Genomic DNA, 25363 nt, shown 5'->3' with positions numbered 1-25363 from the left:
GTAATAATTTAAGTGAAAGAAAATTCACCTATTCAATATATTCTTTACGTCTTCAAGAATATTAAGGATATAAACATTGTTCGTTGACAACATTTCTTCGTTTTCTAACACTCTATCTTCCGAACTTGTGCCTTCTTCCTTTGGCTCCATAGCAGCTGAATATACCTGCTCAACGGGCTGCTGCGTATCCATCTGAGGTTCGGCCGTCGGCAACTGAACCGCCCGACCGAATTGCCAGGCAACAAGGGAGCCCATGCTCATGATTGCCACTGTCAGCATGACCATAGCCGCGGACTTAATAAAAGCGACTCCAGGCTCAATCGCCGCTCGGACGGCAGCTACAGGGAAATTCAGCAGACCTGTTGCCTCGCACCTCATCGAATAAACATCCCTGGCATACATCTGCATGTATGCGTATGGCATTTCGCCGTACCCTCTTCCTCTGATATTCTGGGAAGCCCATTCTTCGCCCCATGAATTTCTGAAGTAAAATACCCCACCTCCCGGGCAAGAACCATCGTCTCTATACCCGCAGAGACACAGCGCATGGCCACCGAGAGATTGCTCTCCGGAGATGGGCATGATCACTCGTCCTGTCTGCTGGGTTTCGATATTTCCCCAGCTTGGAAACACGGGCACGCCAAATACCAGCAAATGACCTTGTGCCAGCAATCGCTTCATATGCTGAAGGGGGACGGAGCCGAAGCTCGTCAGTTCATCATATTGCGCAATACGTCGCTTCCTCGCAGATTCCTCGGCGCCAAACGGCGGTGGCCCCTGTCCTTCATTTCCCCACTGCGAATCAGGGGAATATGGCCAGTCTTTTTCCGGACAACATCCACGATCATGCAAGCATTCCATGGCTGTTGAGATCATCGTCCCTGGGCCATCAACCCCGTCCGCGCTTTTGCAGGCCCAGTACAAAAACTGCGGCGAAAGCATCTTGGTTTCATCATCAAATCTACGGAAAATTTTGCGCCCGCTTCTCGTACGCGTGAACGCGAGGACATTTCCTATTCCGAACAGGCCATTCCTGCGCATTTCATGTTCGAAGGCGGCCGTAGCGGCAAAAGCGACACAAGTTCCGCGCCGCCCCTGATTACGAACAGGTGGCAACTGAGGAATGAGATCGACTTCTTCCTCGGAAGAATCATGGGCCATCGATCCAAAATAGTTTGCAGGATATGACGCCTCAACATGGCCCCAGCTCAAACCAAGCTGAACCGGCATTACAGGCGATGGGTGCATGGCCCCGCAGCTTTTCGGAAGATGCTCGCGAAGCTGCTGAATGCTGCGCCCCAGTGCACTTTCGCTCAAACCGACCATTTTCTTGAAAGCCTCGCGGCTTTCATGGATCTGCATGAGCGAAAGAAACCCCTCCACGGTCTTTAAACCAAGCAGCCCCAAGCCCATCAAGATATCACTGGGAACACCCGGTAGTGAGCGAATATCAATCATCATCCGTCTCCACGGCATCAGATTCGTGCGCTTGGCTCGGATCCATGTCCTCTGTGCCCGTTTCAAGGCTTTCCGCCCGATTCTCACATTCAACGCTTTCGACGAAAAGCGCCCCAAGAAAAGGCGTGAACTTTCCCTGCTCATCAATATGCTTCAAGGTTTGCAGCGGCAGCTGAGATTCGAGTCGCTGCCGCGTATCGGCGAACTGTGCCGCATCCATCCCCAGATCTTCCATGACCTCAAACATGACGCCTTCAGTACGAAGGAATGACACAAGCCCTTCCAAAGTGCGGATGCCCCACTTTCCCTGAAAGTACTCTTGCTCGCTGCCAGTCAAATGAGCATCTTGCAGTGAAATTCCCCAATCAGTCATGGTTACCCCCCGAACGCCGCTTTATCGCCTCATAGCGTTGTAATCGCGAATAATTCTGTCTGCATAAGCATAAGAAACTTTTGGAATGGAGTTTCTTTTCACCCGTCCAGGGCCGGCGTTGTATGCCATAAGTGCATAACGCAAGTCATTATCGAACATGTACAGCATCTTTCTGAGATACAGTGTTCCGCCATAGATATTTTGAACAGGATTATACGGGTCTACAACCCCAAGTGACTTCGCCGTACCAGGCATGAGCTGCATGAGTCCGATAGCACCCTTATGAGAAACCGCATTCTTATCAAAATACGACTCGTGTTTGATCACACAATGAATGATATAAGGGTCGACGTCATAGTGCCTAGATGCATCGACAATTATATTCCAATATACGTTTTTATTATTTCTTTGTGGCTTATATTTTTTTTCAGAGAACGTATTCACACGAAACATCTCGACAAGGGAGTCGAAGGCTCCCAGAAAATCAGCATTCGCCGCACAGGGAATGATGGAAAAAATCAACGAAGCAGTGATGATGATTTTCTTCATAACGACCAACCTTTATGTCTTGACTATTGGTATCAACGCACATTTTCAGCATTCTCAGCGTCACGCAGTGCGACATCAATTTCACGAACTCCTTTTCGTATAGATGTTCTCACTTCAGCAATCTTATTCGAAACAGACTCCTTTGTTACAGGAGGCGCTGGCTTCAATTCAAGGATGATAGCTTGTTTTGGCCTATCATCTCTTTCAATTAGCCTGGATATTTTATCATGATTGAAAATAAAAAACAAAGAAATGACAACAGCCAAGTAAACCAACAAACAAACTTCTCTGACCATGATATAAATCTCCTATAAATATATTGAAGATCTGATAAATATCTCTTTTCCACCCATCACAGCTTTATTTATAATTACGTGTAACTTATTGTTGACCTTGGAATAAGTGACAAACACAGCTTGCGCGTTCTTCGCATTGACCTTTGAGAGTTGATCGTGAATTTCACTCTGGATCCTGCTAGAAAGATGAGTGGGCAGGAGTAGCAATACTTCGTATTGACCCGGCCCCCAGGTCTTCCTGACCCGCTCAAGCAACTTCTGTGAATCCGGATAATCGTCCGTGATTCGACGCGAAACGGGGCTAAAATCTGATCCAAGTCTCTCCATGGGCCTAACATCATCTCCGTACGCCAATTCAAAAAAACGTTTCTTCGATTGTTCAAACACAATCACTTTGGCACCATGTTTACGCATAACTTCAAGGTAGAACTCCATTTCGCACTCAAACACGCCGACCACCTGAAGCCCCCCACCTTTTCCGCCTCCACCCTTTCCACTCTTCTTTACGGTGTCAGTCTGCTTTTTTGCCGCTTTTGCCCCCGGCTTTTTTTCTTTCTCCTCAACAGGCTTCGGGGGATCGGGCCATTCGACTCGCACCACCTGAACGGGCACATTCACCGCACTTTCCGCAGCGACCTGCTCGGCGACAGGGGCTGGCCCCTTATTGTTATTCGCTTGACGCACAACATCCTGAAATTGCCAGGAAAGAAACAAACCTAGAAGGATTGAAACAGCAACCAACGCATAGGAAATCCGATTCATATCTTACCGCCCTACGGCAGGCTCTGCCGCAACGAGATATCCGAGCACGCCCAACTCCTGACAGATGAGCAAAATTTCCTGCGTTGTCCCTGTGGGCACGGACTTGTCCACGCGCAGGTATGCCTTGGTTGGACGAAGCAGCTTCAGAGCATCCCCCATTTCAAGAACAGACCCGACTGTTTTCGCCGACGGCAGCGGACTGCCCTCCATGACCATCTTCCCTTCAGCTGTGACTGAAATGAAGAGGTCCGACTCACCGATATCCTGCCCCTTTTGCTCCTCCTGCTGCCTGGCCTTCTCCAGGAGTTCGACCTTGGTCTGATACTCCTTGCGGTACTTGTCGCCGGCGTTCTTGGCCAACAAGGCCGAGATCGCCATGAACACAATCAGCAGGATCGCGATGATGTCCAGAAAGCTAAGCATGCCTTTCATTTTTCCCCTCCTTGGGCCTCGACTGCATCCAAACGGGCGCTCAGATACACCAATTCTTTTCGCAACGATTTCAAGCCGTCGACTAGATTGCGCTTGGTCATCCTCAGTGTTTCCAAATCCTGGGCGCTTTGGGTTGCAGGGTAGAAGAGTGCGCTCATGATCAAGGCATGAGTATCTGCGCTGACTTGCTGCACCACGAGCACTTCCGCACCCACAGATTTGCTGTTTGGGGTGGGAGCCCCAGCCTCGAGCCAAAGCACCATCTTGAGTAGACGCTGAAGTCCCTGATATTGTGGGCTGGAGCACCGTTCCTCCCACATCTTCCGATCCAGCTCTTTCTGACGTATCAATGCGACCTGGAAATTAAGCAGCCGGATTACGCGACCTGAGAATGCTCGAACATGCTCTACACGGGCACCGAGGTATTCCGCTTTCGCGAACTGCCTTTCCAAACCCTCCGGGGTGATTCGGACCATTTCAGCCAACGTCTCGACATTGCGCCGGCCCATGATTTCAAATCGTTCGAGTTCATAGAGCTCACGATGAATTGCGACAGCCGCTTCAGCCGCGCTCCCGTGATCCGGGAGCATGAAGCCTGTTTCCGCCCTTGCCTTCTCGACCGACCCAGCCGTGAGCAGCAGAACCGGGACCAAAGCCGTCATCAACAGATTGCGCAGTCCGCGGAAAATACTCATGGTTCCCCCCAAACAAATTGATCATTCTACTGAGCAGAGTTTCCTCGTCGAGTCAGAACAGCAATCGCCAGCATCGCTCCGAGCCCGAGGATAATCCCATACACGGTAGTGGAACAGGCCATCGCCATGGTCCTGGTGATATTCTGAATGGCAACCTCCAGTTCCGTTTCGGCCAAATTCATCCCGGCAAAGCCCATCATCAATCCGATCACCGTGCCGAGTAGGCCCACCGAGGGACTAACATCCTGAATCAGGCTCAAAGACTTGGGAGCCACCTGCTTGATCTGAAAAACCGATTTCGCTGCCTCCAGGCGGACATCGAGTTCTGCGTCATCCAATGCCTGGTTCAAAGAATCCAGCGCCTTTCTTCCTCCCACCTCCCCAAGACCGCGAGCAGAAACGACTCGAACAAGAGCCGCCTTGTCCTCAAGCAGATGCTTGCTTAATATCGAGGCAGACTGCTTGTGCCCTGTTGAGACCAATACCTGGAGCGCCTTGATCCTTCTCTCTGCGACCTCGCTGTTCAACTCCTTTAGCAAGGCAGCAAGGGCGCTGCGCGCATCCAGATCATCCCTGCTGGTAATCGCTGTAAAGATAGACCCGGCAAGAGCAACCGTAAGCAGAACCAGGACGATAAACACTGGGCCAAACAGGTCGTTATAGTAACGAAACAGCTCAGGAATGGATCTGCCAAGAATCATGAATGTTACGACGATGAAGCCCAGGAGAATGATTCCAATTGCGACCTTACTTACCAATTTTTTTTCAACAAACATGGCAACCACCTTAGTTGTTCAAATCTCCAACATGCTCTAAATTTTTAGAATTCACATAAGATACTTCTTTGAATGAATTATCTTCATGCCTAAGAACTTTATCATCCTGAGTATGCAAATCAATGATTCCCTCAACAATTCCTGAACCACCATTCTTTAAAGCAATCTGAACTGTTCCAAGCTGATTAACTATGTTTTTTGTATCGACATAATAAATCTGCTGAAGCAGATAGTCATACTCCGCAGAAAGAATTTTCTTCACAGAACTTGCCAAGACTAATGACTCAAGGATGAAACGCTGTTGCTCTTCGAGAGAACCGTCACTTCTCTTGGCAAAGAACGATCGAGCAGTCTCGTTCATCGTTGTAAGCGCTTCGAACTGGCTGTTCAGATTTTTATCAGGGTTCAACTGCTGGACCATACCTAAAAGTCCTTTGAAGCCCTTCAACATGGAGGATACGCCTTTCTTCGCCTCCTCATCCCCTGGATTTATTCCTGCCCCAAGACCAAACGAACGGCTGTCCCGGCTGGCTTGTGCAAGACGCTGCATGTTGTCAGCAATGCTTGCCAGTTCATCCTCTACGGCAACTGTCCTGTAAGCTTGCGCCCGCAGAACTCTTGCCCGCCCTTCCAAATATTGCTTTTGGAGCATTACGATTTCATTCGAACCATTGGCATGCTCGATTTTCTCGACAATTTCCTTTATCGATGACTCCATCGTGGCAATTTCTTTATCACTTTCACGACCAACCTTTTCAATTGTGGCAAGAGAGTTCTGGATTTTCTGTGGCAATTGAACCATCAGAGAACTTTCTGCGGCATAAACCGACCCAATATGGATGAAAATCATAATAACAAGATAAATGCTGACGTGTTTCATGACGATTCTCCTCTTTTACTTTTCAAATGATTCATGAGGCCGTACAACTCCACCACCCAAATCCGCATACCTGCTCTGAAATACCCTCCACCCGAAAAGAGGATACTCGGAAGGACCGAGCCCTTCAGCAAACCTGGAATACATTCTCGGATCAAGGTAGCTAATTCCGTAATTGATCATTCCCATCTCGGCTGTCAGTAGGTCACGGATCGGCAAAGCCCATTCAGACGGACTAGCAACCTGAACAAAACATTCCATTATTTTGCCAATAGATTCCTGCTGCTTTTGCATAAAAACCGGCATAAGATTTCGCGATCCTCCAGCTTGAACGATATCCGACTGAAGGATACATACACACGCGATTGCCACCAACGTAACGCCCCATTGTTTTACTCTCATGATGTCCTCCTCTTATCGCCCCAACATCGTAGCTATATCGTCCAACACTCTATGAGCCTCATAACCGGCCCGAGCCCCTTCTTCGGCCATTCGCTCCTCGTCTTGGCGAATGCGCTCCTGGCTGAAATCCGTTGATTCCTTATGAGTGACATCCTGATCCACCTCCTGACCCGCTTCAAGCACCACGTCCTTTTGCAGTCCACTAACTACCTCCTGAGGGATTTGTGCATCCATAATATGCGGGTAACTTGAATTTGAAGCGGGCTCAGGGTTCACCCTCTGCGCTGTCGAATTAAGCGAAGACTGCTCATGTCCCTCGTTTACGACCCACTCCTCAACGCTTGCGTTGCTTTCTTCAGTGCGAGGCAAAACGTTCCCATCATCCTCAGAAGCAAACTTTTCCGGATTCTCTCCTGTTTCTTCGTTAAGCTGATCAGCTACATGATTAATGACAGTCTTCGCACCTTGACGCAGAATTTCCGAAACATTTGCGTTCGTACCGGCGATGAAACTGAATCCCCACATTATGATGCAAATAAAAGCTGCTGTGTAAATAATCTTCATATATTCTCCTAACGAATCATCAAAGCATTTTTTACAGATTCACGAACGCGACGACTTACATAATTATTTTGAGACTCAATATCTCTGCCTTGCATTACAAAATAAAGAGCAAGTACGAACTGAGTATTGTTTGAAATGAACTTTTGATGCGAGAGCGAATTTTCAATTCGAGCACAATACCTAAAAAAAAGGTCACGCTCTCCAAGCTGAAGCGCTGCAAGGGCCGCGTTCGTCAAAACAGAAGTTGTGAACGAAGCGCTTGAAAATCCACTCTCCAAAACAGATTCATAAATGCGAAGTGCCTGCTCGCGATCCCCTGCTTCCAGCAAATCGTTGGCTCTCTGAACATCCATTTCAATTCCAGTGGAACGTGCAGACGCCTGAATTCGATTTTCCAGATCATTTTGAGACACTTTATGGGCACAGCCCCCAGCCACTACCACCACAAGCAACAGCAAGACATTATACGCTATTCTCACCTCGGCCTCCTTACAGTCCAAACGGTTGACAAGTATGCAGACGGACAAACCCACATGCGCGTCTGCGCGGACTCACTGACTTGTTACGGTGATTTTTTTCAAATTTTCGACTGACCGACCTCAAACTCGAAAGAAAATTTCAAGACACATCGACAAGGAATACTTTTCTCATGCCTCATGCCGATGCTTACGGTGCCAAATCGAAATTTCTCAGACTTGCGATATTTTTTTTACCGTCCTGAAAGAGATTGAAAATCATCACCGTAACTACACAGTGAGCTTCAATTCAAAAATTGGGATGAACTGACTCGCATGAACACGACTCACCAGCCTTTTCAGCCCAACGAATTTCGGATCGTTTTCTATCTTGGGGAAACTGGGGAAAGTGACAATATTCTGAGAGGGTATGAAAGATATTTTCCTGATACTGAGCGCAAGACTCGTGAGCAGAACCAGGTAACCAATAAGAACGGAAGCCTACGAACTGACTTCGTAATGACCTTGAATGCTGTGCATCTTTAAGATATTGAGCACCACACGCTGGCTTGAACCTCGAACTACCAAATCGAAAGTAATTGGTTAAAGCCAGACACCTTTGATTCTAACGGTTGCTTGCCGGAAAAATGAAATTTGGAATTGGACCAGATATTCAAGAGACTCCGATGGCTTCTGAAGAAAAATGGAATTGAGTGATTCAGAGAAACACGAGATAAGATTCCAGATTGGATTGCAAAAATTCTGATTGAACCTGGCTGGACATCAGAATCTATGCCTCATTTGATGGAAGAATAGAAATTACAAGAATACTCGTTTATCACCAACAATAATGTGCTTTTTAAAATCAAATATACTAAGATTATATCGATAATATAAGCAACTTATTGATCAATATCGCAAAAACAAGGGGTGCAAGATGGATAGCCAAAAAGAAGATGAAAAATTCTCACTTCAATTATGGAAAAAAGAGATAGAGGATAAGTCAATCAATTTTGTACACCAAATAATTAGACAATGCTCATCGCAAATATATGACAATAAATACTCAAATAAGATTTTTAAGCAATATTTAGAACTAAACAATCAAGACTCATACCCAAATTCATCACCAAAAATTCATCATACAAGCAAAGATGATTTCATCAGCTTAATTGCAAGCGATATGACTGAATACTTCTTCAGTCGAAAACCAGAGCGTTCTTTAGAATTAAAAAAACTCTATGTAGACAAAGAATATTCTAAATTATGCATACTATTAACAAAAGGGTTTGAGCGTTTCTTAAGAGACAAAATACGCACATTAGATAAAAATAAAAACTATTACCAAAGATGCAGAGAAGTGATATCAGAATTTAATCAAGTCTCCTATATATCGACTGGAGATTTCGGCTTATACGCCAGAAAAACTGCTTCTGACATAAAACATGCTCCTCAAAATTTACTGACGAAGACAGAACTCAAATCGATCCCCGCCTCTATAACAACGGGAAAAGAAGTTGATACTCGAAAGGCTAAATTTATTGAACAATCATCTTTATTCTTTTGGGATAAAGTTAAAGAAATACGTGGAGCTTTTTTTATACCAATATCACTTTTTGCTCAATACATAGAAACACACCATGACACATGCAATAGCCTACAATATTCTCAAAATGAATATGATCTTGAAAAATATGAAACAACGTACGAAAATGAAATAGACCCAAAAGATGCATTCAACCACATCTTAGAAAGCTTTAATGCAGATGATAAACGTGTAATTAACCTACTAATTGACTGCGACACACTGGAAGAAGTCAAAAAAAAGTCTGGATACACACACAACCAAATAACAAAATTGCTCGAAAGAATTAAATCAACATCGACTTTTAGAGATTAGAATAAAATTTTATATATAAAAAACGAGGAATTATTAATGAAAAACAATAATAAATATGATGAAGAAAACATGTCATCGTCACTTTCTTCCTTATATATCAATAGATTTTGTCCACCAGACACAATTCTATTTTCTAAAAATATCGATAAAGAGATAAAAGGACACATAGAAAAATGCACTATGTGCCAAGAGCGGCTATCAATGGATCTTGAGCCTTGGAAGGATTTATTTAAAATTCTGAAATTTGATAAGCAGAACAAAGAGGTCCCAGATATTCAGCTTGGCCAAATATGGGATTTCAGTAAAAGTATCGAAGGGTGGGATAACTCAGGTAAGTATATCAACTCATCATTTGTTATAACGCTTTCAAACCCTGAAAACGGGCATGTCCGAGTTGCTCAAATATTCTCTGAAGAGTCTCTAGCAACGACAGATGATATTTTTCTTAGCGACGAAGCTGGATTCGGCGAAGCCTGGAATATAGCTTCAATTCCAACTAGAGCACTCGCCAGATTCTGGTCTGAAGCCCCGAAAAGCGCTATCGATCAAATCAACAGTTTAGCAGAAAGCAAGCTCTTTACCCCAATCCAAGAACTTCACCCGCTAATCGCCGAATTCCGCAAACAGGAACAAGAGGTTCTCGCAATATTTACAGAACGCGCAGAAGCAGCGGAAAGAAAACTTGCAGAAAAGAAAATCAATATCTTAGAATTACTAGCAAAGCGATTCAAATTATCCCTTTCTGAAATATCAAAAAAATTCGATTTTCCTGATATTCGGACCTGGGATTTTGAACCACATCTCGCCTTTGCGTCGTTTACGGGTGATCTTGCTCCTGCCAACGCTGCGACAGAGGGACAATGCCTAGCCATTGTTCTTCATGAAGATGTGAGTATGCCAGACGTGATCAGAGACGTCAGACAAGTCGCGGTCACAATCACACATATGGACTCAACCGATGAAGGATTTCTGATCGCAGGAGAATTACCCGAAGACCCCTTGGATACACCGGTTCGTGTTCAAACTTGGTGGGCAGAAAAAGATAACGAGCCAATCAAAGCCTCTGAATGTGTACTTGCCGACAACTATTTCCAAGCTGTTTTTAAAGGTCTCAAGCCAGACAAAGCCGCTGGTCACCCTCGCATGCTCATATATGTTTAGCTATGAAAAGAAATCAATGGAATCTTAAAGAACACGCGGCGTGGGCGAGGAGCTCAAAGCAAGGTCTTAATAGATATAAAGGAGACTATCTATTCCCACACTCAGAAATATGGCCATCAGAAATTGCATCCTTTCCCGATGTGGCCAACACCATATTAGAAGGGCTTGAAGATAACAATCGACAACAATTTATCACATGCTGTGCAGCGGCCTGGCTTCTGGATCCCTGGAGGCCAGGTCCGGTAATTGACTGGATTAATGGCTTAGAACCTAACGTATTAATAAATGCTGGCCTTGAACTCACGCTTGCAGAAGCAAGCGATTGGAAATGGAAATATACGCACGTATTGACCGTCAAAGGATATACGGGACATCTTATCCGCACCCTCGTTGGGATAGGAAATAAGCCTGTTGATATTCAATTTCCATCAAATCAAAACATTGATAACAAAACTAAAGAATCCATTCGACTTGCATGGAAACTAGCAGAAACAGGCTCAACAGGGGCGGCTTTCTGGCCAATGCTATCTTTTGAAAATAACAACGGGTTGATATTTGGGAAGTCCATGGGCCTTCCAAGCTACCTGGCTTTTAAATCATTTGATTCTGACCAATCCATACACTCAGTAATTGCGACCGGAGAAATCAATTCTAATAAAGCAGTACTTCCAGTAGACGGGCTTTGTGAGAAACTTGAAGCAGCACGTGAAGCAAAATTTTCAATATTCATTTATCCTGAGCCAGAGCAAGTATGCTCCCTACTCACAGAGAAAGAAAATATTAAACCTGTAGCAGTTCAAAGCCTTGACGAAGCAGAACTAATCTGGCGATCTAACACACCACAGTCTTCAAATTCTATTGCACAAATTGTGCGCAGCCAATCACCTAAAGAAATCATAAGCCTCTTATGCAAAGTACCTGAATCAATCTCGATATACCTGGAGAATGAAAGCAGAAAAATTTCAAAATCACTTCAAAATGACATAATCGACGTTAATACATTCCAATCCTTATTGGAAGACATTGACAATTTAATGAATGCAAAACAACTTCAAAGTAAAATTTTGCCGTTAATTTTTGAAGCTTTGAACGAGAATCAAATATTGAATTTTGAAAAAAAATCTCTATCTCTTGCATTTAAAATATGTATTAGCCAGATTCATTGGCTCAGTTACAATGGTGAATGTGAAAAAATATATAAATGGAAGACAATTAAAGACAGAATAAAGAAAGCAGCCATGAAGGAAATAGGTCTAGATGTCTCAGAGTTATTTGATGAGCACAATTTAATGATGGTCACAGACCATGATTCGTACATATTTGATCCACGCACTCCACCTTCTTTTCAAAAGAAGATTATGATTCTAGAGATGTTTTATGATGATAATCAACTCGAACATCCTGGATCACCGCTAAAACGACTTGGGCAATATTATGGCACGTTGATACAAAACTACGCGTTTTGTGGCCCTAATTATATTAAGGACGTATTATACTTCTGCAACAAGGCTTATAAGGCATTTGGGGATTCTCCGGAAGAAATCGACGAGGTAATGCGTATAGAAAACTATCTTATATACGCTCATCTAGATGCTCAAAATTTCCAAGAAGCTAAAACACATCTTCAAAATTACCTTAAACCTCATTATAAAAACGACATAATTGACTGGAATTCTGTGACAGACAAATTTAAACATGCCGCGACGGCACGTTTTATAGCTGAAACTGGTGAAGACGTTTGTCTTTATAAGAATTGGATAAGACACAATTGGCAAAAAACTGATGAGCATCATCCTTGGCAGCTTTGGCTCTATAATAGTGGAAGAATTTTTCTGAAATCAGAACCAGACATCGCTAAAGAATGCTTAAATCGTTCTTTAAAAATTTGCAAAATTTTTGGAGGAACTACAGTCAAAGCCATGGGACTGCTTTCACTGGCCTACCTCATAAATTTATCACATCCATCTGAACATTCCAAATTAGCAACAGAGACCGATGACATAATCAACTCCATCAAGAGCTCAAAATTAAATCAAGAGCATTTTTCTCAAGTATTAAACGAAAATAATTTGATAAAATGCTTGGAAACTGTACGAAACAACCAGCAAACCTTATTCCCATTCACTTATAGATAAGCGTCATAATTTTTATATACAACATTCACGATTTAGACACAAAGAGATCGCTTTTACAGAAAAACTCCCGTAAAAGCGATCTATATTTTTGATTTATTTCATATCAATGCACAGTTTCTTCTTTACTGTCATCCTTTTCGCCATCTTCATATCTCCACTCACTATCCGCAATCTTCAGCTCGATCTTCTTCCTGAGAGTATCGAGAACAAACTTTAAGACTCCAAAGTGCTCACTCAATTTGATAGTATCACTTGATTCTACTTCATCAAGAACAGCACAATCCTGAACATCAAGTAACTTAATCAGAGCCATCTCAAGCCCTTCATCATGCAGACGTGCATTTCCAAGATCCCGTATCAGCGCGTGCTGCCCATTTGCATCAGATGAGATCTGCTGGACAATCCGAAGGATTCGATCACGATCATACTGTAAACCTCCCCAAGTTAGTGCCATCCAAAAGTAGAGACTTCCTTGGGTGAATATTTCATGAGGAACTCTGCCGGGGTCAAATCGCCAAGAGACTCATGGGGCCGCTCCTCGTTGTACTGCCTCTGCCAATTCTCCGTAATTTCCTTCACTTCCGTGAGTGATTTGAAAAAGTAGAAGTCTAGGACCTCTTCCCTGTAGGTCTTGTTGAACCGCTCAATGTACGAATTCTGCGTGGGCTTGCCTGGCTGGATGAACTCCAATGCCACGCCGTTCTTTTCGGCCCAGTCGGCCAGCAGCACGGAAATCAGCTCCGGCCCGTTGTCCATTCTCAGCTTGGCAGGAAGCCCGCGCCAAGCCACAATCCGATCCAAAACCCGCAATATCCTTGCCGCTGGCAGATTCGTATCCACCTCAATCCCCAAACACTCACGACTGAAGTCGTCCAGCACGTTGAAAGTCCTAAACCTCTGACCGCTGGCCAGCGCGTCATGCATGAAGTCAATGGACCAGCAGACATTCGCGCATGGCGGAACCGCCAGTGGTTGCGGGTTTCGCGAGGGCAGGCGCTTCTTGCCTTTGCGCCGGAGATTCATCTTCAAAAGACAATATACCCGGTAGACGCGTTTATGGTTCCAGCGAAAACCGTGTCTGCGCAATACCGCGAACAGCTTGCCGAAACCGTAACGAGGATACCGGTCGACCAGTCCCAGAAGCGCTTCAATGATCGGCGAATCATCTTTCGGTTTGGGCTCATACCGGTACACAGTCCGGCTAAGGCCCAGCGCAGCGCATGCCTGCCGCTCACTGATGCCATGCTCGCTGTGCATGAAATCCGCTAAATCGCGCTTCTCGGCTGGCCTCAGAGCTTTTTTGTGATGACATCCTTCAATGCCTCGTTTTCGAGGCTGAGATTGGCGAACATGCGCTTGAGCTTGCTGTTCTCTTCTTCAAGCTCCTTGAGCCTGCGGATATCCGAGGCTTCCATGCCGCCAAACTTGGCCTTCCACTGGTAGTAGGTGGCTTGGCTCACGCCGTGTTCACGACAAATATCAACAACCTTGCGACCGCCATCGGCTTCTTTCAAAATCCGAATGATCTGGCTTTCCGAAAATCGAGACTTCTTCATCTTGCCCTCCGTGAGGCAATCTTTACCAGAAATCTCTATTTTTCAATGGCCCGGTTTTACGGGAAGGCTACAATACGTCAGGACCTGATTGATGATATTCAATGCTTTGATCGCATGATCTTTTCCATCATCATTCCGAAGACATAAATTTTTGAAATCTACCTTGGCATCACTTCCAACTTTATTCTGCACCCATCTTTCGAGCTTTGCATCTTCATTTTTTTCCAAAACGGAAATAAAATCGACCAATTTTTCGACCCATTGCTTCACAAGCATACACGTAACAGACCTGGAAAGGGAAACAGGCGTTGAATCAGGAGAACTTCCAAATAGATAAATACTCTCGACTTCTTCATCGCTATCACAGAATGTTTTTTCTGCAATGTTTACAATTTCATCATGAATATTAGAGAAATCAAAATTTGAGATTCCAACCGCACACATCTCTTCTTGAATATAGCTCAAAGAGCTTTCTAATTTTTCCACAACCGCCGATTTTGCACGATCATTCAAATTCATAGCATCCTCCTATATTTGCATGTGACACATGTCTTTAGCCATATGTTTTAAGAATTTTGGAGATTCATCTGCTTCCATTACGAATTGTATATAATCTTTATCTTTACTTTTGAAATCAGAAATCATCTCATTACAAATTTCAACTATGCTATTCTTTATCTCTAGACTATACTTGTAATCTGGATCTACAAGACAATAGGACAAACTGTACGCCCATGAAGGGAACTCGCCAGGATCATAATAACCTTTATTGAGCATCCTGTAATGCCTTGCCATGGATTTTTGCATTTTTCGGTCAGCCAATATCTTCTTTAGCAAATGGAATGATTCTTTTGCCTTTACTTGCGCTGTCATATCAAAATGGCCTATATTTCCAGAAACCAATTCAATTATCTGCTTTGATTCACACTTCATTTGTCCACCTCATTGCGATAGTTGATAACTGCCCCCCGACTTCTATGCTCTCATCATCGCTTACGGTGGCAAAATTAGTAATTTCTCATGGTTTGAAACAAAATTCATAAATTTGTGAAGATTTCATCTCATCCTCATCTTCACGAACTCCTCTAATCCGTGAACTACTTCTACAGGACAAACGCCTAACTAGGCGAATTTTGATCAGATATCCCTGACATGGATTTAATCAGTGGCAACCCTAATACTTACAATCCGTGAGCGAGAGAAAGCTTGATACCTAGGATTTCCACGCGCTGCGTAAGCATTCACGCGTCGGAAATTTCAGGAACGAGCCTGATATTCCATTGAATTGAAGCCAGCGTTTCTGCTTTTTCGTTGCGTTGGGTGGATTGTGGGAAGAAGTGGCTCTTGGGTGAAGGGATTCGTCGACGTGCTGCGGCATGAATGGTCGCTTTGTCTTCCACAGTCAGAAGTGGCGGAAGCGTTCGATGAGAAAATTACAAGGCAGCCTTTGGTATTCACATCATAAGCCAAGCTCCTGGGCCAGCTCGCCTCGGCACGGTCCGTGGGTACAACACCACCCTCGACCGGATCATGCACGGCGCCTACCAGACGAGAACGTCCGAGCTAAAATCTCTCATACTTGCTGGCGTCATTAAGGGTGCCCATCGGTGGCGCTATTAGGGTGCCCATTCACACCAATCGAAATTATTGCGGCGCCCTGGAAATATGGACGCGAGTTTATGTTGTGGGAGAGTCTGGTTTCCTGCAGGGCATTGAAATACTTGTCACGGACATGCCCTGCTTCTTGGCCCCACATTCCACTGACGCTTTCAGCAACGTGTCCGGAACCTTACTTGGCAGGGCTGGAAGGTGAATGGTCTTGCCGTCGGTAAAGGCATCTGCTCTACCCATCTCAACCTTCACCCTGTATTTTCTGCCGAGCACGCTTGCCACCAGCAGCAGCGAACGCATCACACCCCGCGTATTGATCATAAGCTTTCCAAATAAGACAAGCCCCGGAGCTTGTGACTTCGGGACTTTTCGTTCGCTGTTGTGTTTAAAGGCTAGGCTAAGCCGAGCAGATACCAATAGGGCTCGAAACTCTGCTCGACCAGTTGACCAAGCTGCTGGACGAATGGACCGTAATCCGCGTCCTTCCCCGCCTTGTCCAGATTCTGGAAATACGCGAGCCGATCATCCACCGGAACGATGGCGGTCGGAAATCCTGCCCGCATGAGTTCCAGATTCATGGCGAGCCTGGAAGTTCTGCCGTTGCCGTCCCGAAAGGGATGAATGATGACCAGGTCGGTATGTACCCTGGCAGCCCTTTCCACAGGATGAAGGCTCTGTGCATCGCCACGGTACCAGTCGAAGAAGCACTGCATGCGTTCGCCGACATGGAGATGATCAGGCGGCGTATGCCCTGCGCCAGAGATAATGACGTTGCAGCCGCGATAACGCCCGGCTTCGTTGTCGAGTCCTCGCAGGACAAGCTGATGAAGATCCTTGAGAACGCTCTCATCGAGCAGGACATTCTCCTTTGCGAGATTTTCCAGATGGGTGATGGCGTCGGCATGGTTGACGGCTTCGAGATGATGTCGCAGCAGTTTGCCGCCGATGGTTAGCCCATCCTCAAGCACTACCTTGGTCTCTGTGAGGGTCAGCGCGTTCCCCTCGATGGCGTTGGAATGGTATGTGTACCTCAGCACCATGTCCTTGCGCAGATTCCTTAAGAGGCCTGGAGCAAGCGGAAGATGGTCGTCGAGCGTGGACTTCAGGGCGACCAGAGTGGCGAAGGCGTCATGATGCATGGTATGTCCTTTTTTGGCTTTCGGGTTTGGTAAACGCCCTGCCCGTCCATGTCCAGCGAACCAACCACGGCCCCGGTTTGGAATCACTTGTTTGACAGACATGCTTGCAATCGGACAGACCATTTCGAGTTAAGAAGGGGATTGTGTATACTGGCTTAGCCGAATTTCCAACCCTCATTCCGACCCGATCGACTTGAAGCCCCCCTTGACCCGGCTCGCAAAAATCCTGACTGCGGCCGTCGGTGCACCCAAATATTTGGATTGAGCATTGCCGCCAACTTTTCGCCTCTCCTGCAGGTGCCCCCAAAAACAAGGATGGCAGCACCTGCAATTCTTTCCATGGTCAGCCCATAATCCTTGGACACGCTTGCCGCCAAGCAGGATCAAACCAATGAGGCCCGGCATACCCCTAAATAAGCGGATTAGGTGCACCCACATATTGGGCCAACGGCGGTGCGGGGAAAGGTGCGAAAAAAGGGCCTGCAGGCAATTTCCCACTATGTCATGCGGAGCGGAATTTGCGTACGAGGAAGTTTGCGAAAAAAATGGTCTACTAGCGATTTCTCCCTAAGCCGTGCGGGGAGCGGATTTGCGTGCGGGGAATGGTGCGGGGAAAGAAAAAGGGCTTACGAGTGATTTACTCATAAGCCCTTGATTTCTTTGGTGCGCAATGCAAGAATCGAACTTGCGGCCTTTAGCTCCGGAGGCTAACGCTCTATCCAACTGAGCTAATTGCGCACGGGGAAAGACTGTCTATGCAGACGTCCCGCGCTTGTCAAGCTTTCGTGTCTGATATAGCCGGGTGGGCCATACTGAAATTTTCGAGGTGATCCATGACAGTTGAGCGACGTATAATTCTGGCCATTTCCGGGGCTAGTGGAATGGAGTATGCTCGACTCCTGGCGCGGGCCTTGCGCGAGGCTCCGGGGCTTGAGTTGCATGGGATCATCTCCGACGGGGCGCGTCAGGTCTTTCGGCATGAACTCAATTCGGACCCGCTTGATCTGGAGTCCTGCTTTCATTTCCTGCATGACCCCGCCAATATCGCGGCCGCTCCTGCCAGTGGTTCCTGGGAGCACTCGGGCATGATCGTCTGTCCGTGCTCCATGGCCAGTCTCGCCGCCATCGCCACCGGGGTCGGTTCCAATCTGCTGCATCGCGCCGCCGACGTGACCCTCAAAGAGCGTCGCCCGCTGATTCTGGTGCCGCGCGAAACGCCCTTGAGCGAGATCCATCTCAAGAACATGCTTCGCGCCCATCGGGCCGGAGCCGTGATCATGCCGCCATGTCCCGGATTCTACCATCGTCCGGAATCAATCGAGCAGCTCGTGAGCCAGTTCGTGGGCCGCATCCTCGAACAGCTCGGATTGCCCCACGGCCTCTACACCCGCTGGAGCTAAAAGAGTTGCCCGCCGGGGAGCTTGATGATAGCCGAGGCTCCATGTTCGACATTACTCAGACACTCCATCATTTCTCCATTATCGCCCTGCCCTTCTTTCTTGGCATCACCTGCCACGAAGTCGCGCACGGCTATGTTTCCTACCTTATGGGCGATCCCACGGCCAAGCTGGCCGGAAGGCTGACCCTCAACCCGCTGAAACATCTCGACCCCATGGGCACCCTGGTCCTGGTCCTGACGCAGATGATCGGATGGGCCAAGCCCGTGCCCATTAACCCCGCCTACTACAAAGACTACCGGCGCGGCATCATGTTCGTGTCCCTGGCCGGCCCCATGGCCAACTTCGCGGTGATGATCTTCTTCGCCATCCTGCTGAAAATCATCATCGTCGCGTCCCAGAGTCCCGGATCCGCCGAATACGCGTATATCCTGCGGCCCATGATCAACATCGCCGCGGCCGGCGTCTTCATCAACGCCATCCTCGGCACCTTCAACCTGCTGCCCATCCCCCCGCTGGACGGCAGCAAGATCCTGGCCTGCTTGCTGCCCGGCCCCATGGCCGCGCGGTTCATGCAGCTGGAGCGCTACGGCTTCATCATCCTGCTTCTGCTGGCCTTCACCGGGGGCCTCGGCATGATTCTGTCCCCTGTTTCGGCTTTTGTGCAAAACATGATCATCAAACCACTGCTTTAAGGTCCCGACATGAAGAAACTGACCGTCCTGACCGGAATCACCACCTCCGGCACGCCGCACCTGGGCAATTACGTCGGCGCCATCCGCCCGGCCATCGAGGCCAGCCGCGATGAAAACGTCAACTCCTACTATTTTCTGGCCGATTTCCATTCGCTGATCAAATGTCATGATCCGGCCCGCATTCATCAGTCCCGCCTAGAAGTGGCCGCCACCTGGCTGGCCCTGGGCCTGGATACGGACAAGAGCACCTTCTACTGCCAGTCCGACATCACCGAAATTCCGGAGCTGACCTGGATCCTGACCTGCATGACGGCCAAGGGCCTCATGAACCGCGCCCACGCATACAAGGCCGCGGTGCAGGACAACGAGGAGGGCGGCAGCCCCGATCCGGACAAGGGCATCACCATGGGTCTCTACTCCTACCCCATTCTCATGGCCGCCGACATCCTCATGTTCAACGCCAACATCGTGCCCGTGGGCAAGGATCAGACCCAGCACCTGGAGATGACCCGCGACATCGCCCAGCGCTTCAACCACCATTTCGGCGAGCACTTTGTCCTGCCTGAGGCCCGCGTGGACGAATCCACGGCCGTGCTGACCGGTCTTGACGGACGCAAGATGAGCAAGAGCTACAACAACTACATCCCGCTGTTCGCCCCGGAAAAGGACCTGCGCAAGCTGATCATGAAGATCACCACCAACTCCCAGGCCCCTGAGGAGCCCAAGGAGACCGAGGGCTGCGCCCTGTTCGAAATGTTCCGCGCCTTCGCCACAAAAGATCAGGTCGCGGAGATGCGGGCCAAATTCGCCGCTGGCATCGGCTGGGGCTACGTCAAGCAGGACCTGTTCGAGGTCGTCAACGCGCAGCTGGCCGAACCGCGCGAAAAATACGCCGAGTTGATGCAGAACCCGGCCTACATCGAGAAAGTGCTGAAGGAAGGCGCCGAAAAAGCCCGCGCCTACAGCCGTCCCTTTCTGAACCGCATCCGCGAGTCCGTGGGGATCAAGACGCTTACGGCCTAAGCACGGGCTGGTCTTTGGACCGTTTTTTGTTTATGATTTTTCTTTATTCGAGTGATGGAGGATACGATGGGAGCCGCAAAAAAAGTCGTTCAGCTGGAACGCAAGACCAAGAAAGACACAGCACCGGCCCGCAAGACCAAAAAGGTCGAGCTGACCGAAATCGTCAAGGAAGAAAAACCCGAAGTAACGTCCTTTACGGAATATGCGAGACTGGCCCAGAGCCTGACCCGGGAAAAATCCCTCACCCATGACGAAGTCGAAGCGACACTTGAGCACAGGGTTGCGGCCGAGCCCCTGCACTTCACGCCGGCCCCCGAAGCCGCGCGCAAAAGCGCTCCAGAGGCTACCCCAGCGGCTCAGACCCCGCGCCGGGACATGAGCAAGATCGCCCTGTTTGCCTCGCTGGCGGCGGTGATTCTGCTGCTGGGCTTCTATTTCAATCTCAATCAGAACATCAAACAGCTCACCCTGCAGGTGCAGGACCTCTCCGTGATCAAGACCACCGTGTCGAGCCTGGACACCAAGGTCGGAACCATGGAATCCAAGGTGGCGGAGCTGGAAACATTGCCCTCCAAGACGCGCGCGGCGCTTTTGAGCTCCATCCTGCAGGAAATGACGCAAAAGACGTCCTACATGTCCACGCAGCTGCAGTCGCCGGAGCAGCAGGAAAAGCTGATGAAGGCCAAGGAACTGATCCAGCAGGTGCAGACCGAACTCAACACCCTGAATTAGGGCGCGAGCCCGGAAAACAGCGGCGTTCGTATCGCGCCCATCTTGAGAGGCAAAACGCTGCCTGCGCCATGAGCTTCTCAAGATGATCGCGCGCACCGCCGCGATGGCTTGAGCCTCCGGCCCGTGCAACCGGTCCGTTCTCATCGTTTGATTGCCGCGAACTCAAAAGGAGGCATGCCTCCTTGTTCACTCCTCCCGTTTTTTATACACCCGAAGCCATCACTTGAACCGACCCATGCCAAGGACTGCCATGCACGAGCCAAATCCCCTGCGGAGCTGGGAACTGTGTCCCGATTTCCCTTCCATCACCGCCGATCATGTCATGCCGGCCATGCAGCACGTCATTGCCACAAGCAGCGCCGAACTCGAAGCCCTCGAACAGGCCGCGCCCCGTACCTGGCACGGTCTGCTGGTCCCTCTGGAGCGCCTGACCGACAGGGTTGCGCGCGCCTGGGGCGTGGCCACGCACCTGCATAACGTCAAGAACTGCGACGCCATGCGTCAGGCCTATGCGCAGGCACAGCCCCTGGTCGTGGAATTTCACAACCGCCTGGGGCAGAGCCGCCCCGTCTACGACGCGCTCCTCGCCCTGCGGGACAGCCCGGATTTTTCCACGTTCAGCCAGGCCCTCCAGCGCACCATCAGCCTGCTGATCCGCGACGCGGCCCTGCAGGGCGTTGGGCTTTCTCCCGAGGATCGCGAGCGCTTCAACGCCATAAGCCAGGAGCTGGCCGAGCTGTCCACCCGCTTCACCAACAATGTTCTCGACGCGACCCAGGCCTATGCCCTGACCCTGACGCAAAAGGATGAAGTCGCAGGACTCCCCGAAGACTCGCTGCGCCTGGCCGCCAGCATGGCCCGCGCGCGCGGGCAGGAGAACGCCACGGCGGAAAACGGCCCCTGGTGCGTCACCCTTGACCTGCCCTCGTTCCTGTCCTTCATGCAGCACGCCTCCCGGCGCGATCTGCGCGAGAATGTCTACCGGGCCTACATAACCCGCGCCGCCAGCGGCGACACGGACAACCTGCCCCATATCCGGCGCATTCTGAAACTGCGCCGGGAGCTGGCCGCGCTGCTTGGCTTTGAGAATTTCGCGGACGTAAGCCTTGAACGCAAGATGGCCCCAAACGTGGACAGCATCAAGACCCTGCTGCGCACGATCCAGGACGCGGCAACGGACCAGGCCTTGAACGACCTCATTGAGCTGGGCGAACTGGCCCGCGCGGCCGGACAGTCCGATGACATCCAGCCCTGGGACGTCATGTATTGGGCCGAAAGGGTGAAGGAGCAGCGTTTCGGACTGCGCGACGAGCTGATCCGCCCCTATTTTCCTCTGCCGGCCATCCTCAAGGGTCTCTTCGATCTGATCGAGAACCTCTTCGCCGTCAGGATCGAAGCCGGCGCCGAGGTGCCGACCTGGCACGCGGATGTGACCTACTACCGGGTCAAGAACAGTGACGGCCTCGAAATCGCTGGCTTTTATCTGGACCCCTACGCCCGCCCCGAAGAAAAGCGCGGCGGCGCCTGGATGGATGAACTTTACGGACGCAGCACGGTCTGCGCCCCACGCGGTCATGCCGTGCGCCTGCCCATCGCCTATGTGAACTGCAATCAGCGCCCGGCCCTGGACGACGCGCCTTCGCTGATGAGTTTTCAGGAGGTGACCACGCTCTTCCACGAATTCGGCCATGCCCTGCAGCACATGCTGACCACGGTGGACCATGGCTTCGTGGCCGGAATCTCCAATATCGAATGGGATGCCGTGGAGCTGCCGAGTCAGTTCATGGAAAACTGGTGTTACCACCTTCAGACCCTGACCGGGCTGGCCCGCCATTACCGCACAGGGGAACCCATGGCCGCGGAACTTCTGGACCAGCTCCTTGAGACCCGGACCTTCCGCGCCGGTTCCAACGCCCTACGCCAGGTCTGCTTCGCCCTGACCGACCTGACCCTGCACACGGCCGATCCGGACACCCTTGATCCCATGGACACCGCCCAGCGCATCGCCCGCGAAATCCTGCCCCTGCCGCCACTGCCCGAGGACCGCTTCCTGTGCTCCTTCTCGCACATCTTTGCCGGCGGCTACGCGGCCGGGTATTACAGCTACAAATGGGCCGAAGTCCTGAGCGCCGACGCTTTCGGCGCGTTTGTGGACGCCGGGCTTGAAGATCCGGCCCGCAGGCAGGATACGGGCCTGCGCTTCCGGAACACGGTCCTGGCCCTGGGCGGCAGCCGACACCCCATGGACATTTTTCGTCTCTTTCGAGGTCGCGAACCCGACCCAAGGGCCCTCCTGCGCCAGGAAGGCCTTTTGCCTACAAACAAGGATAATTAGATGTCGATTCAATGGTTTCCCGGCCACATGCACCGGGCCAGAAAACAGATAGCCCTGGTCATGGCCAAGGTTGACGTGGTCATTGAAGTGCTCGATGCCCGCCTGCCCGGTTACAGCGAAAATCCCTTGCTGCGTGAACTGCGCGGACCAAGGCCGTGCCTGAAAGTTCTGAACAAGAGCGATCTGGCCGACCCGGCCGTGACCGCATCCTGGATGGATTTCTACCGCGAATGCGGCACCGTGCCCATGGAAATCAGCGCCACCTCCCCCAAGGACGCCAAGCGGATTCTGGCCATCCTGCCGGGCATGGTCAAAGAGCGCAATTTCCTCATGCAGCCCGTCAACTGCCTCATCGTCGGCATCCCCAATGTGGGCAAGTCCACCCTCATGAACACCCTGGTCGGGCGCAAGGTCGCCCGGGCCGCCAACCAGGCCGCCATCACCACCAAGCAGAAGCGGGTCCATATCGGCGACGAGCTGACCCTGTACGACACCCCCGGCGTGCTCTGGCCCAAGATCGTGAGCGCCACGGCCTCCTACATGCTGGCCGGCAGCGGCGCGGTGCGCGAGACGGCCATGGATAACGCCGAGGTCGCCGCACGCGTCGGAGATTATCTGCTACGTGAATACCCGATCCTGCTCCAGGAACGCTACAAGCTCGCCGAACTGCCCCTGGAGGGCCTCGAACTGCTCGAAGCACTCGGCAAAAAACGCGGCTGCCTGATCAAGGGCGGCGAAGTGGACGTGACCAAGGCGGCGGGCATCCTTTTGAATGAACTGCGCGCCGGACAGATCGGGCGCATCAGCCTGCAAAAGCCGCCTGCGCCCAAAGCGGCATAAGTTCTGCCCCGCAGAAAACTGAACAAGCCAGGTCCGCCCATTACAGGGCAGGCCTGGCTTTTTTTTTCCAAGGTGAGTGCGCCGCGCCGTCAGTCTTCCCGGTCCGCGCCAAGCCTGCGGTACAGCCCGCGGAACTGATGGTAGGTCAGTCCCAGCAGATCTGCAGCCCGTTTTTGGTTGTGGCGGCTTTGATCCAGAGCCGCCGCCAGATATGCCTCTTCCAGCTCGCGCACGGCCCTTGACAGCGGAATGCCCAGATTCGGCTTCGCGGAGCGCCGAACATCATCCCTTGCCGTTAGCGTCGGTGCTGAGGGTTCGGCCCGCTCCACCGGGCGATACGGAGACGAGAACGGATCAAAAACCACCTCCCTGATGGTTCCCGGACCGGTCCGATACACGGCTCGCTCGACCACGTTCTTGAGCTCGCGCACATTGCCCGGCCAAGGGTGGGACGTGAGCATGGCCATGGCCCGCGCGGAAAACTCCGGCGATTCGGGATAACCCATGCCTATGGCCATGCGAGCGGCGAAATGCCGGGTCAGCACCTGCACGTCCCCTTCGCGCATGCGCAGCGGCGGCACGGTCAGCACCTCGAAGCTCAGGCGATCCAGCAAATCCTCCTTGAAAGCGCCAAGCTTGGCCCGCTGCGGAAGATCCACATTGGTCGCGCCCACGATGCGCACGTTGACCGTCACCGGCCGGCTCCCTCCGACCCGGTCGAAGGATCCGTATTCGACCACGCGCAGTATCTTTTCCTGCGCCTCTGGCGAGAGGTTCGCGATCTCGTCCAGAAACAGGGTGCCGGTGTCCGCGTTCTCGAAGCGCCCTTTGCGGCGGACCGTGGCGCCGGTGAACGCCCCGACCTCGTGCCCGAAGAGTTCCGCATCCAGAAGCGATCCGGCCAGGGCCGCGCAGTTGAGCGTGACCAGCGGCCCCTGCCAGCGCTGCGAAAGATAATGCAGGCGCGCGGCGGCCAGCTCCTTGCCGGTACCGCGCTCGCCGATAATGAGCACCGGCCTGTCTACCCGCGCCACGCGGGAAAGCTGCTCCTGAAAATGCAAAAATGCCTCGGACTGGCCAATGGCTTCCCTGGGCGACGACGAATATGTGGTTTCCATCACCAATAAATAGTATAATCAACCAGATCATGCAATAATAGACCAGATCAGCAAAATACAATTTACAAAAATAAACTGTATT

Annotated in this window: 28 protein-coding genes and 1 tRNA gene; 9 read left to right on the top strand and 20 right to left on the bottom strand. The window is 50.2% G+C overall.

What is annotated here, in order from left to right; translation table 11 throughout:
* Nucleotides 1-24 precede the first annotated feature (24 nt).
* Genes DBAC_RS06350 through DBAC_RS18765 form a run of 12 tightly spaced genes read right to left on the bottom strand, consistent with a single transcriptional unit; the run spans nt 25 to nt 7663 of the window.
* Nucleotides 25-1461 (bottom strand): C1 family peptidase, encoded by a 1437-nt coding sequence (locus DBAC_RS06350; protein ID WP_167320915.1) that lies wholly within the window; start codon nt 1459-1461, stop codon nt 25-27.
* Nucleotides 1451-1831 (bottom strand): hypothetical protein, encoded by a 381-nt coding sequence (locus tag DBAC_RS19290; protein WP_015773448.1) that lies wholly within the window; start codon nt 1829-1831, stop codon nt 1451-1453. Before DBAC_RS19290 ends, DBAC_RS06350 begins: the two co-directional genes overlap by 11 nt.
* A gap of 21 nt (nt 1832-1852) precedes the next feature.
* Nucleotides 1853-2380 carry a lytic transglycosylase domain-containing protein gene (locus tag DBAC_RS06340; RefSeq protein ID WP_015773447.1) on the bottom strand — a complete coding sequence of 176 codons (528 nt, stop codon included), beginning with the start codon at nt 2378-2380 and terminating at the stop codon, nt 1853-1855.
* Nucleotides 2381-2412: 32 nt separating this feature from the next.
* Nucleotides 2413-2676: a hypothetical protein gene (locus tag DBAC_RS18770; protein ID WP_143890816.1), complete on the bottom strand. Its 264-nt coding sequence runs from the start codon at nt 2674-2676 to the stop codon at nt 2413-2415.
* A 12-nt stretch (nt 2677-2688) separates the two neighbouring features.
* Nucleotides 2689-3438, bottom strand: coding sequence for a hypothetical protein (locus DBAC_RS06335; protein ID WP_015773446.1), 750 nt, complete (start codon nt 3436-3438; stop codon nt 2689-2691).
* Between the two features lie 3 nt (nt 3439-3441).
* Nucleotides 3442-3870 carry an ExbD/TolR family protein gene (locus DBAC_RS06330; protein WP_015773445.1) on the bottom strand — a complete coding sequence of 143 codons (429 nt, stop codon included), beginning with the start codon at nt 3868-3870 and terminating at the stop codon, nt 3442-3444.
* The gene (locus DBAC_RS06325; protein ID WP_015773444.1) at nt 3867-4565 is read right to left on the bottom strand and encodes a hypothetical protein; all 699 of its coding nucleotides are present in this window, start codon (nt 4563-4565) and stop codon (nt 3867-3869) included. Before DBAC_RS06325 ends, DBAC_RS06330 begins: the two co-directional genes overlap by 4 nt.
* A 26-nt stretch (nt 4566-4591) precedes the next feature.
* Entirely contained in the window at nt 4592-5341 is a 750-nt protein-coding gene (locus DBAC_RS06320; RefSeq protein ID WP_015773443.1) for a MotA/TolQ/ExbB proton channel family protein, read from the bottom strand.
* Nucleotides 5342-5351: 10 nt separating this feature from the next.
* Nucleotides 5352-6221 carry a hypothetical protein gene (locus tag DBAC_RS06315; RefSeq protein ID WP_015773442.1) on the bottom strand — a complete coding sequence of 290 codons (870 nt, stop codon included), beginning with the start codon at nt 6219-6221 and terminating at the stop codon, nt 5352-5354.
* A 15-nt stretch (nt 6222-6236) separates the two neighbouring features.
* The gene (locus DBAC_RS06310; protein ID WP_043810528.1) at nt 6237-6620 is read right to left on the bottom strand and encodes a hypothetical protein; all 384 of its coding nucleotides are present in this window, start codon (nt 6618-6620) and stop codon (nt 6237-6239) included.
* A 12-nt stretch (nt 6621-6632) separates the two neighbouring features.
* Entirely contained in the window at nt 6633-7184 is a 552-nt protein-coding gene (locus DBAC_RS06305) for a hypothetical protein (RefSeq protein ID WP_015773441.1), read from the bottom strand.
* 8 nt (nt 7185-7192) lie between these two features.
* On the bottom strand, nt 7193-7663 hold the full coding sequence (locus DBAC_RS18765) for a hypothetical protein (RefSeq protein WP_143890814.1): 471 nt from the start codon (nt 7661-7663) through the stop codon (nt 7193-7195).
* Nucleotides 7664-8576: 913 nt separating this feature from the next.
* On the opposite strand from DBAC_RS18765, the gene DBAC_RS18760 reads away from it, so the two are divergent.
* From DBAC_RS18760 to DBAC_RS18755, 3 genes are read left to right on the top strand one after another with little or no spacing between them, the layout of a single operon-like run.
* Nucleotides 8577-9539, top strand: coding sequence for a hypothetical protein (locus tag DBAC_RS18760; protein WP_015773439.1), 963 nt, complete (start codon nt 8577-8579; stop codon nt 9537-9539).
* A 36-nt stretch (nt 9540-9575) separates the two neighbouring features.
* On the top strand, nt 9576-10700 hold the full coding sequence (locus DBAC_RS06300) for a hypothetical protein (RefSeq protein ID WP_015773438.1): 1125 nt from the start codon (nt 9576-9578) through the stop codon (nt 10698-10700).
* A gap of 2 nt (nt 10701-10702) precedes the next feature.
* A complete protein-coding gene (locus DBAC_RS18755; protein WP_015773437.1) occupies nt 10703-12835 on the top strand; it encodes a hypothetical protein in 2133 nt (710 codons plus the stop codon).
* A gap of 103 nt (nt 12836-12938) precedes the next feature.
* Here the strand turns inward: DBAC_RS18755 and DBAC_RS06290 are convergent, their stop codons facing one another.
* From DBAC_RS06290 to DBAC_RS06255, 7 genes are all read right to left on the bottom strand, one after another.
* Nucleotides 12939-13289 (bottom strand): hypothetical protein, encoded by a 351-nt coding sequence (locus DBAC_RS06290; RefSeq protein WP_043810521.1) that lies wholly within the window; start codon nt 13287-13289, stop codon nt 12939-12941.
* Nucleotides 13280-14391 (bottom strand): IS3 family transposase gene (locus DBAC_RS06285; RefSeq protein ID WP_143890812.1). Its coding sequence is split into 2 segments (ribosomal slippage): nt 13280-14139 and nt 14139-14391, totalling 1113 coding nucleotides; the frame shifts between segments, so codons are not numbered across the junction. Before DBAC_RS06285 ends, DBAC_RS06290 begins: the two co-directional genes overlap by 10 nt.
* A 42-nt stretch (nt 14392-14433) precedes the next feature.
* Nucleotides 14434-14910, bottom strand: a complete 477-nt coding sequence (locus DBAC_RS06275) for a hypothetical protein (RefSeq protein WP_043810516.1) — start codon at nt 14908-14910, stop codon at nt 14434-14436.
* A 9-nt stretch (nt 14911-14919) separates the two neighbouring features.
* Nucleotides 14920-15324, bottom strand: a complete 405-nt coding sequence (locus DBAC_RS06270; RefSeq protein ID WP_043810513.1) for a hypothetical protein — start codon at nt 15322-15324, stop codon at nt 14920-14922.
* A 744-nt stretch (nt 15325-16068) separates the two neighbouring features.
* The gene (locus DBAC_RS06265; protein WP_015773433.1) at nt 16069-16323 is read right to left on the bottom strand and encodes a hypothetical protein; all 255 of its coding nucleotides are present in this window, start codon (nt 16321-16323) and stop codon (nt 16069-16071) included.
* 71 nt (nt 16324-16394) lie between these two features.
* Nucleotides 16395-17141, bottom strand: coding sequence for a Fic family protein (locus DBAC_RS06260; protein ID WP_015773432.1), 747 nt, complete (start codon nt 17139-17141; stop codon nt 16395-16397).
* A 661-nt stretch (nt 17142-17802) separates the two neighbouring features.
* A tRNA-Arg gene (locus tag DBAC_RS06255) sits at nt 17803-17879 on the bottom strand.
* A gap of 95 nt (nt 17880-17974) precedes the next feature.
* Here DBAC_RS06255 and DBAC_RS06250 point away from each other — a divergent pair.
* The 6 genes from DBAC_RS06250 to ylqF all read left to right on the top strand — a co-directional run bounded on the left by DBAC_RS06250 (nt 17975) and on the right by ylqF (nt 24163).
* Nucleotides 17975-18541, top strand: a complete 567-nt coding sequence (locus DBAC_RS06250) for a UbiX family flavin prenyltransferase (protein ID WP_015773431.1) — start codon at nt 17975-17977, stop codon at nt 18539-18541.
* A 41-nt stretch (nt 18542-18582) separates the two neighbouring features.
* A complete protein-coding gene (locus DBAC_RS06245) occupies nt 18583-19233 on the top strand; it encodes a site-2 protease family protein (protein ID WP_015773430.1) in 651 nt (216 codons plus the stop codon).
* 9 nt (nt 19234-19242) lie between these two features.
* Nucleotides 19243-20256, top strand: coding sequence for a tryptophan--tRNA ligase (locus DBAC_RS06240; protein ID WP_015773429.1), 1014 nt, complete (start codon nt 19243-19245; stop codon nt 20254-20256).
* 66 nt (nt 20257-20322) lie between these two features.
* The gene (locus DBAC_RS06235; protein WP_015773428.1) at nt 20323-20988 is read left to right on the top strand and encodes a hypothetical protein; all 666 of its coding nucleotides are present in this window, start codon (nt 20323-20325) and stop codon (nt 20986-20988) included.
* A gap of 250 nt (nt 20989-21238) precedes the next feature.
* On the top strand, nt 21239-23323 hold the full coding sequence (locus DBAC_RS06230) for a M3 family metallopeptidase (RefSeq protein ID WP_015773427.1): 2085 nt from the start codon (nt 21239-21241) through the stop codon (nt 23321-23323).
* Entirely contained in the window at nt 23324-24163 is an 840-nt protein-coding gene (gene ylqF / locus DBAC_RS06225) for a ribosome biogenesis GTPase YlqF (RefSeq protein WP_015773426.1), read from the top strand.
* Nucleotides 24164-24252: 89 nt separating this feature from the next.
* On the opposite strand, the gene pspF is transcribed toward ylqF, so the two are convergent.
* Nucleotides 24253-25281: a phage shock protein operon transcriptional activator gene (gene pspF / locus DBAC_RS06220; protein ID WP_015773425.1), complete on the bottom strand. Its 1029-nt coding sequence runs from the start codon at nt 25279-25281 to the stop codon at nt 24253-24255.
* Nucleotides 25282-25363: the final 82 nt, after the last annotated feature.

The organism is Desulfomicrobium baculatum DSM 4028, assembly GCF_000023225.1.
Taxonomy (GTDB): Bacteria; Desulfobacterota; Desulfovibrionia; order Desulfovibrionales; family Desulfomicrobiaceae; genus Desulfomicrobium; species Desulfomicrobium baculatum.
Note: the sequence above shows the minus strand (reverse complement) of the source record. Positions and strands in the feature narration are given on the sequence as shown.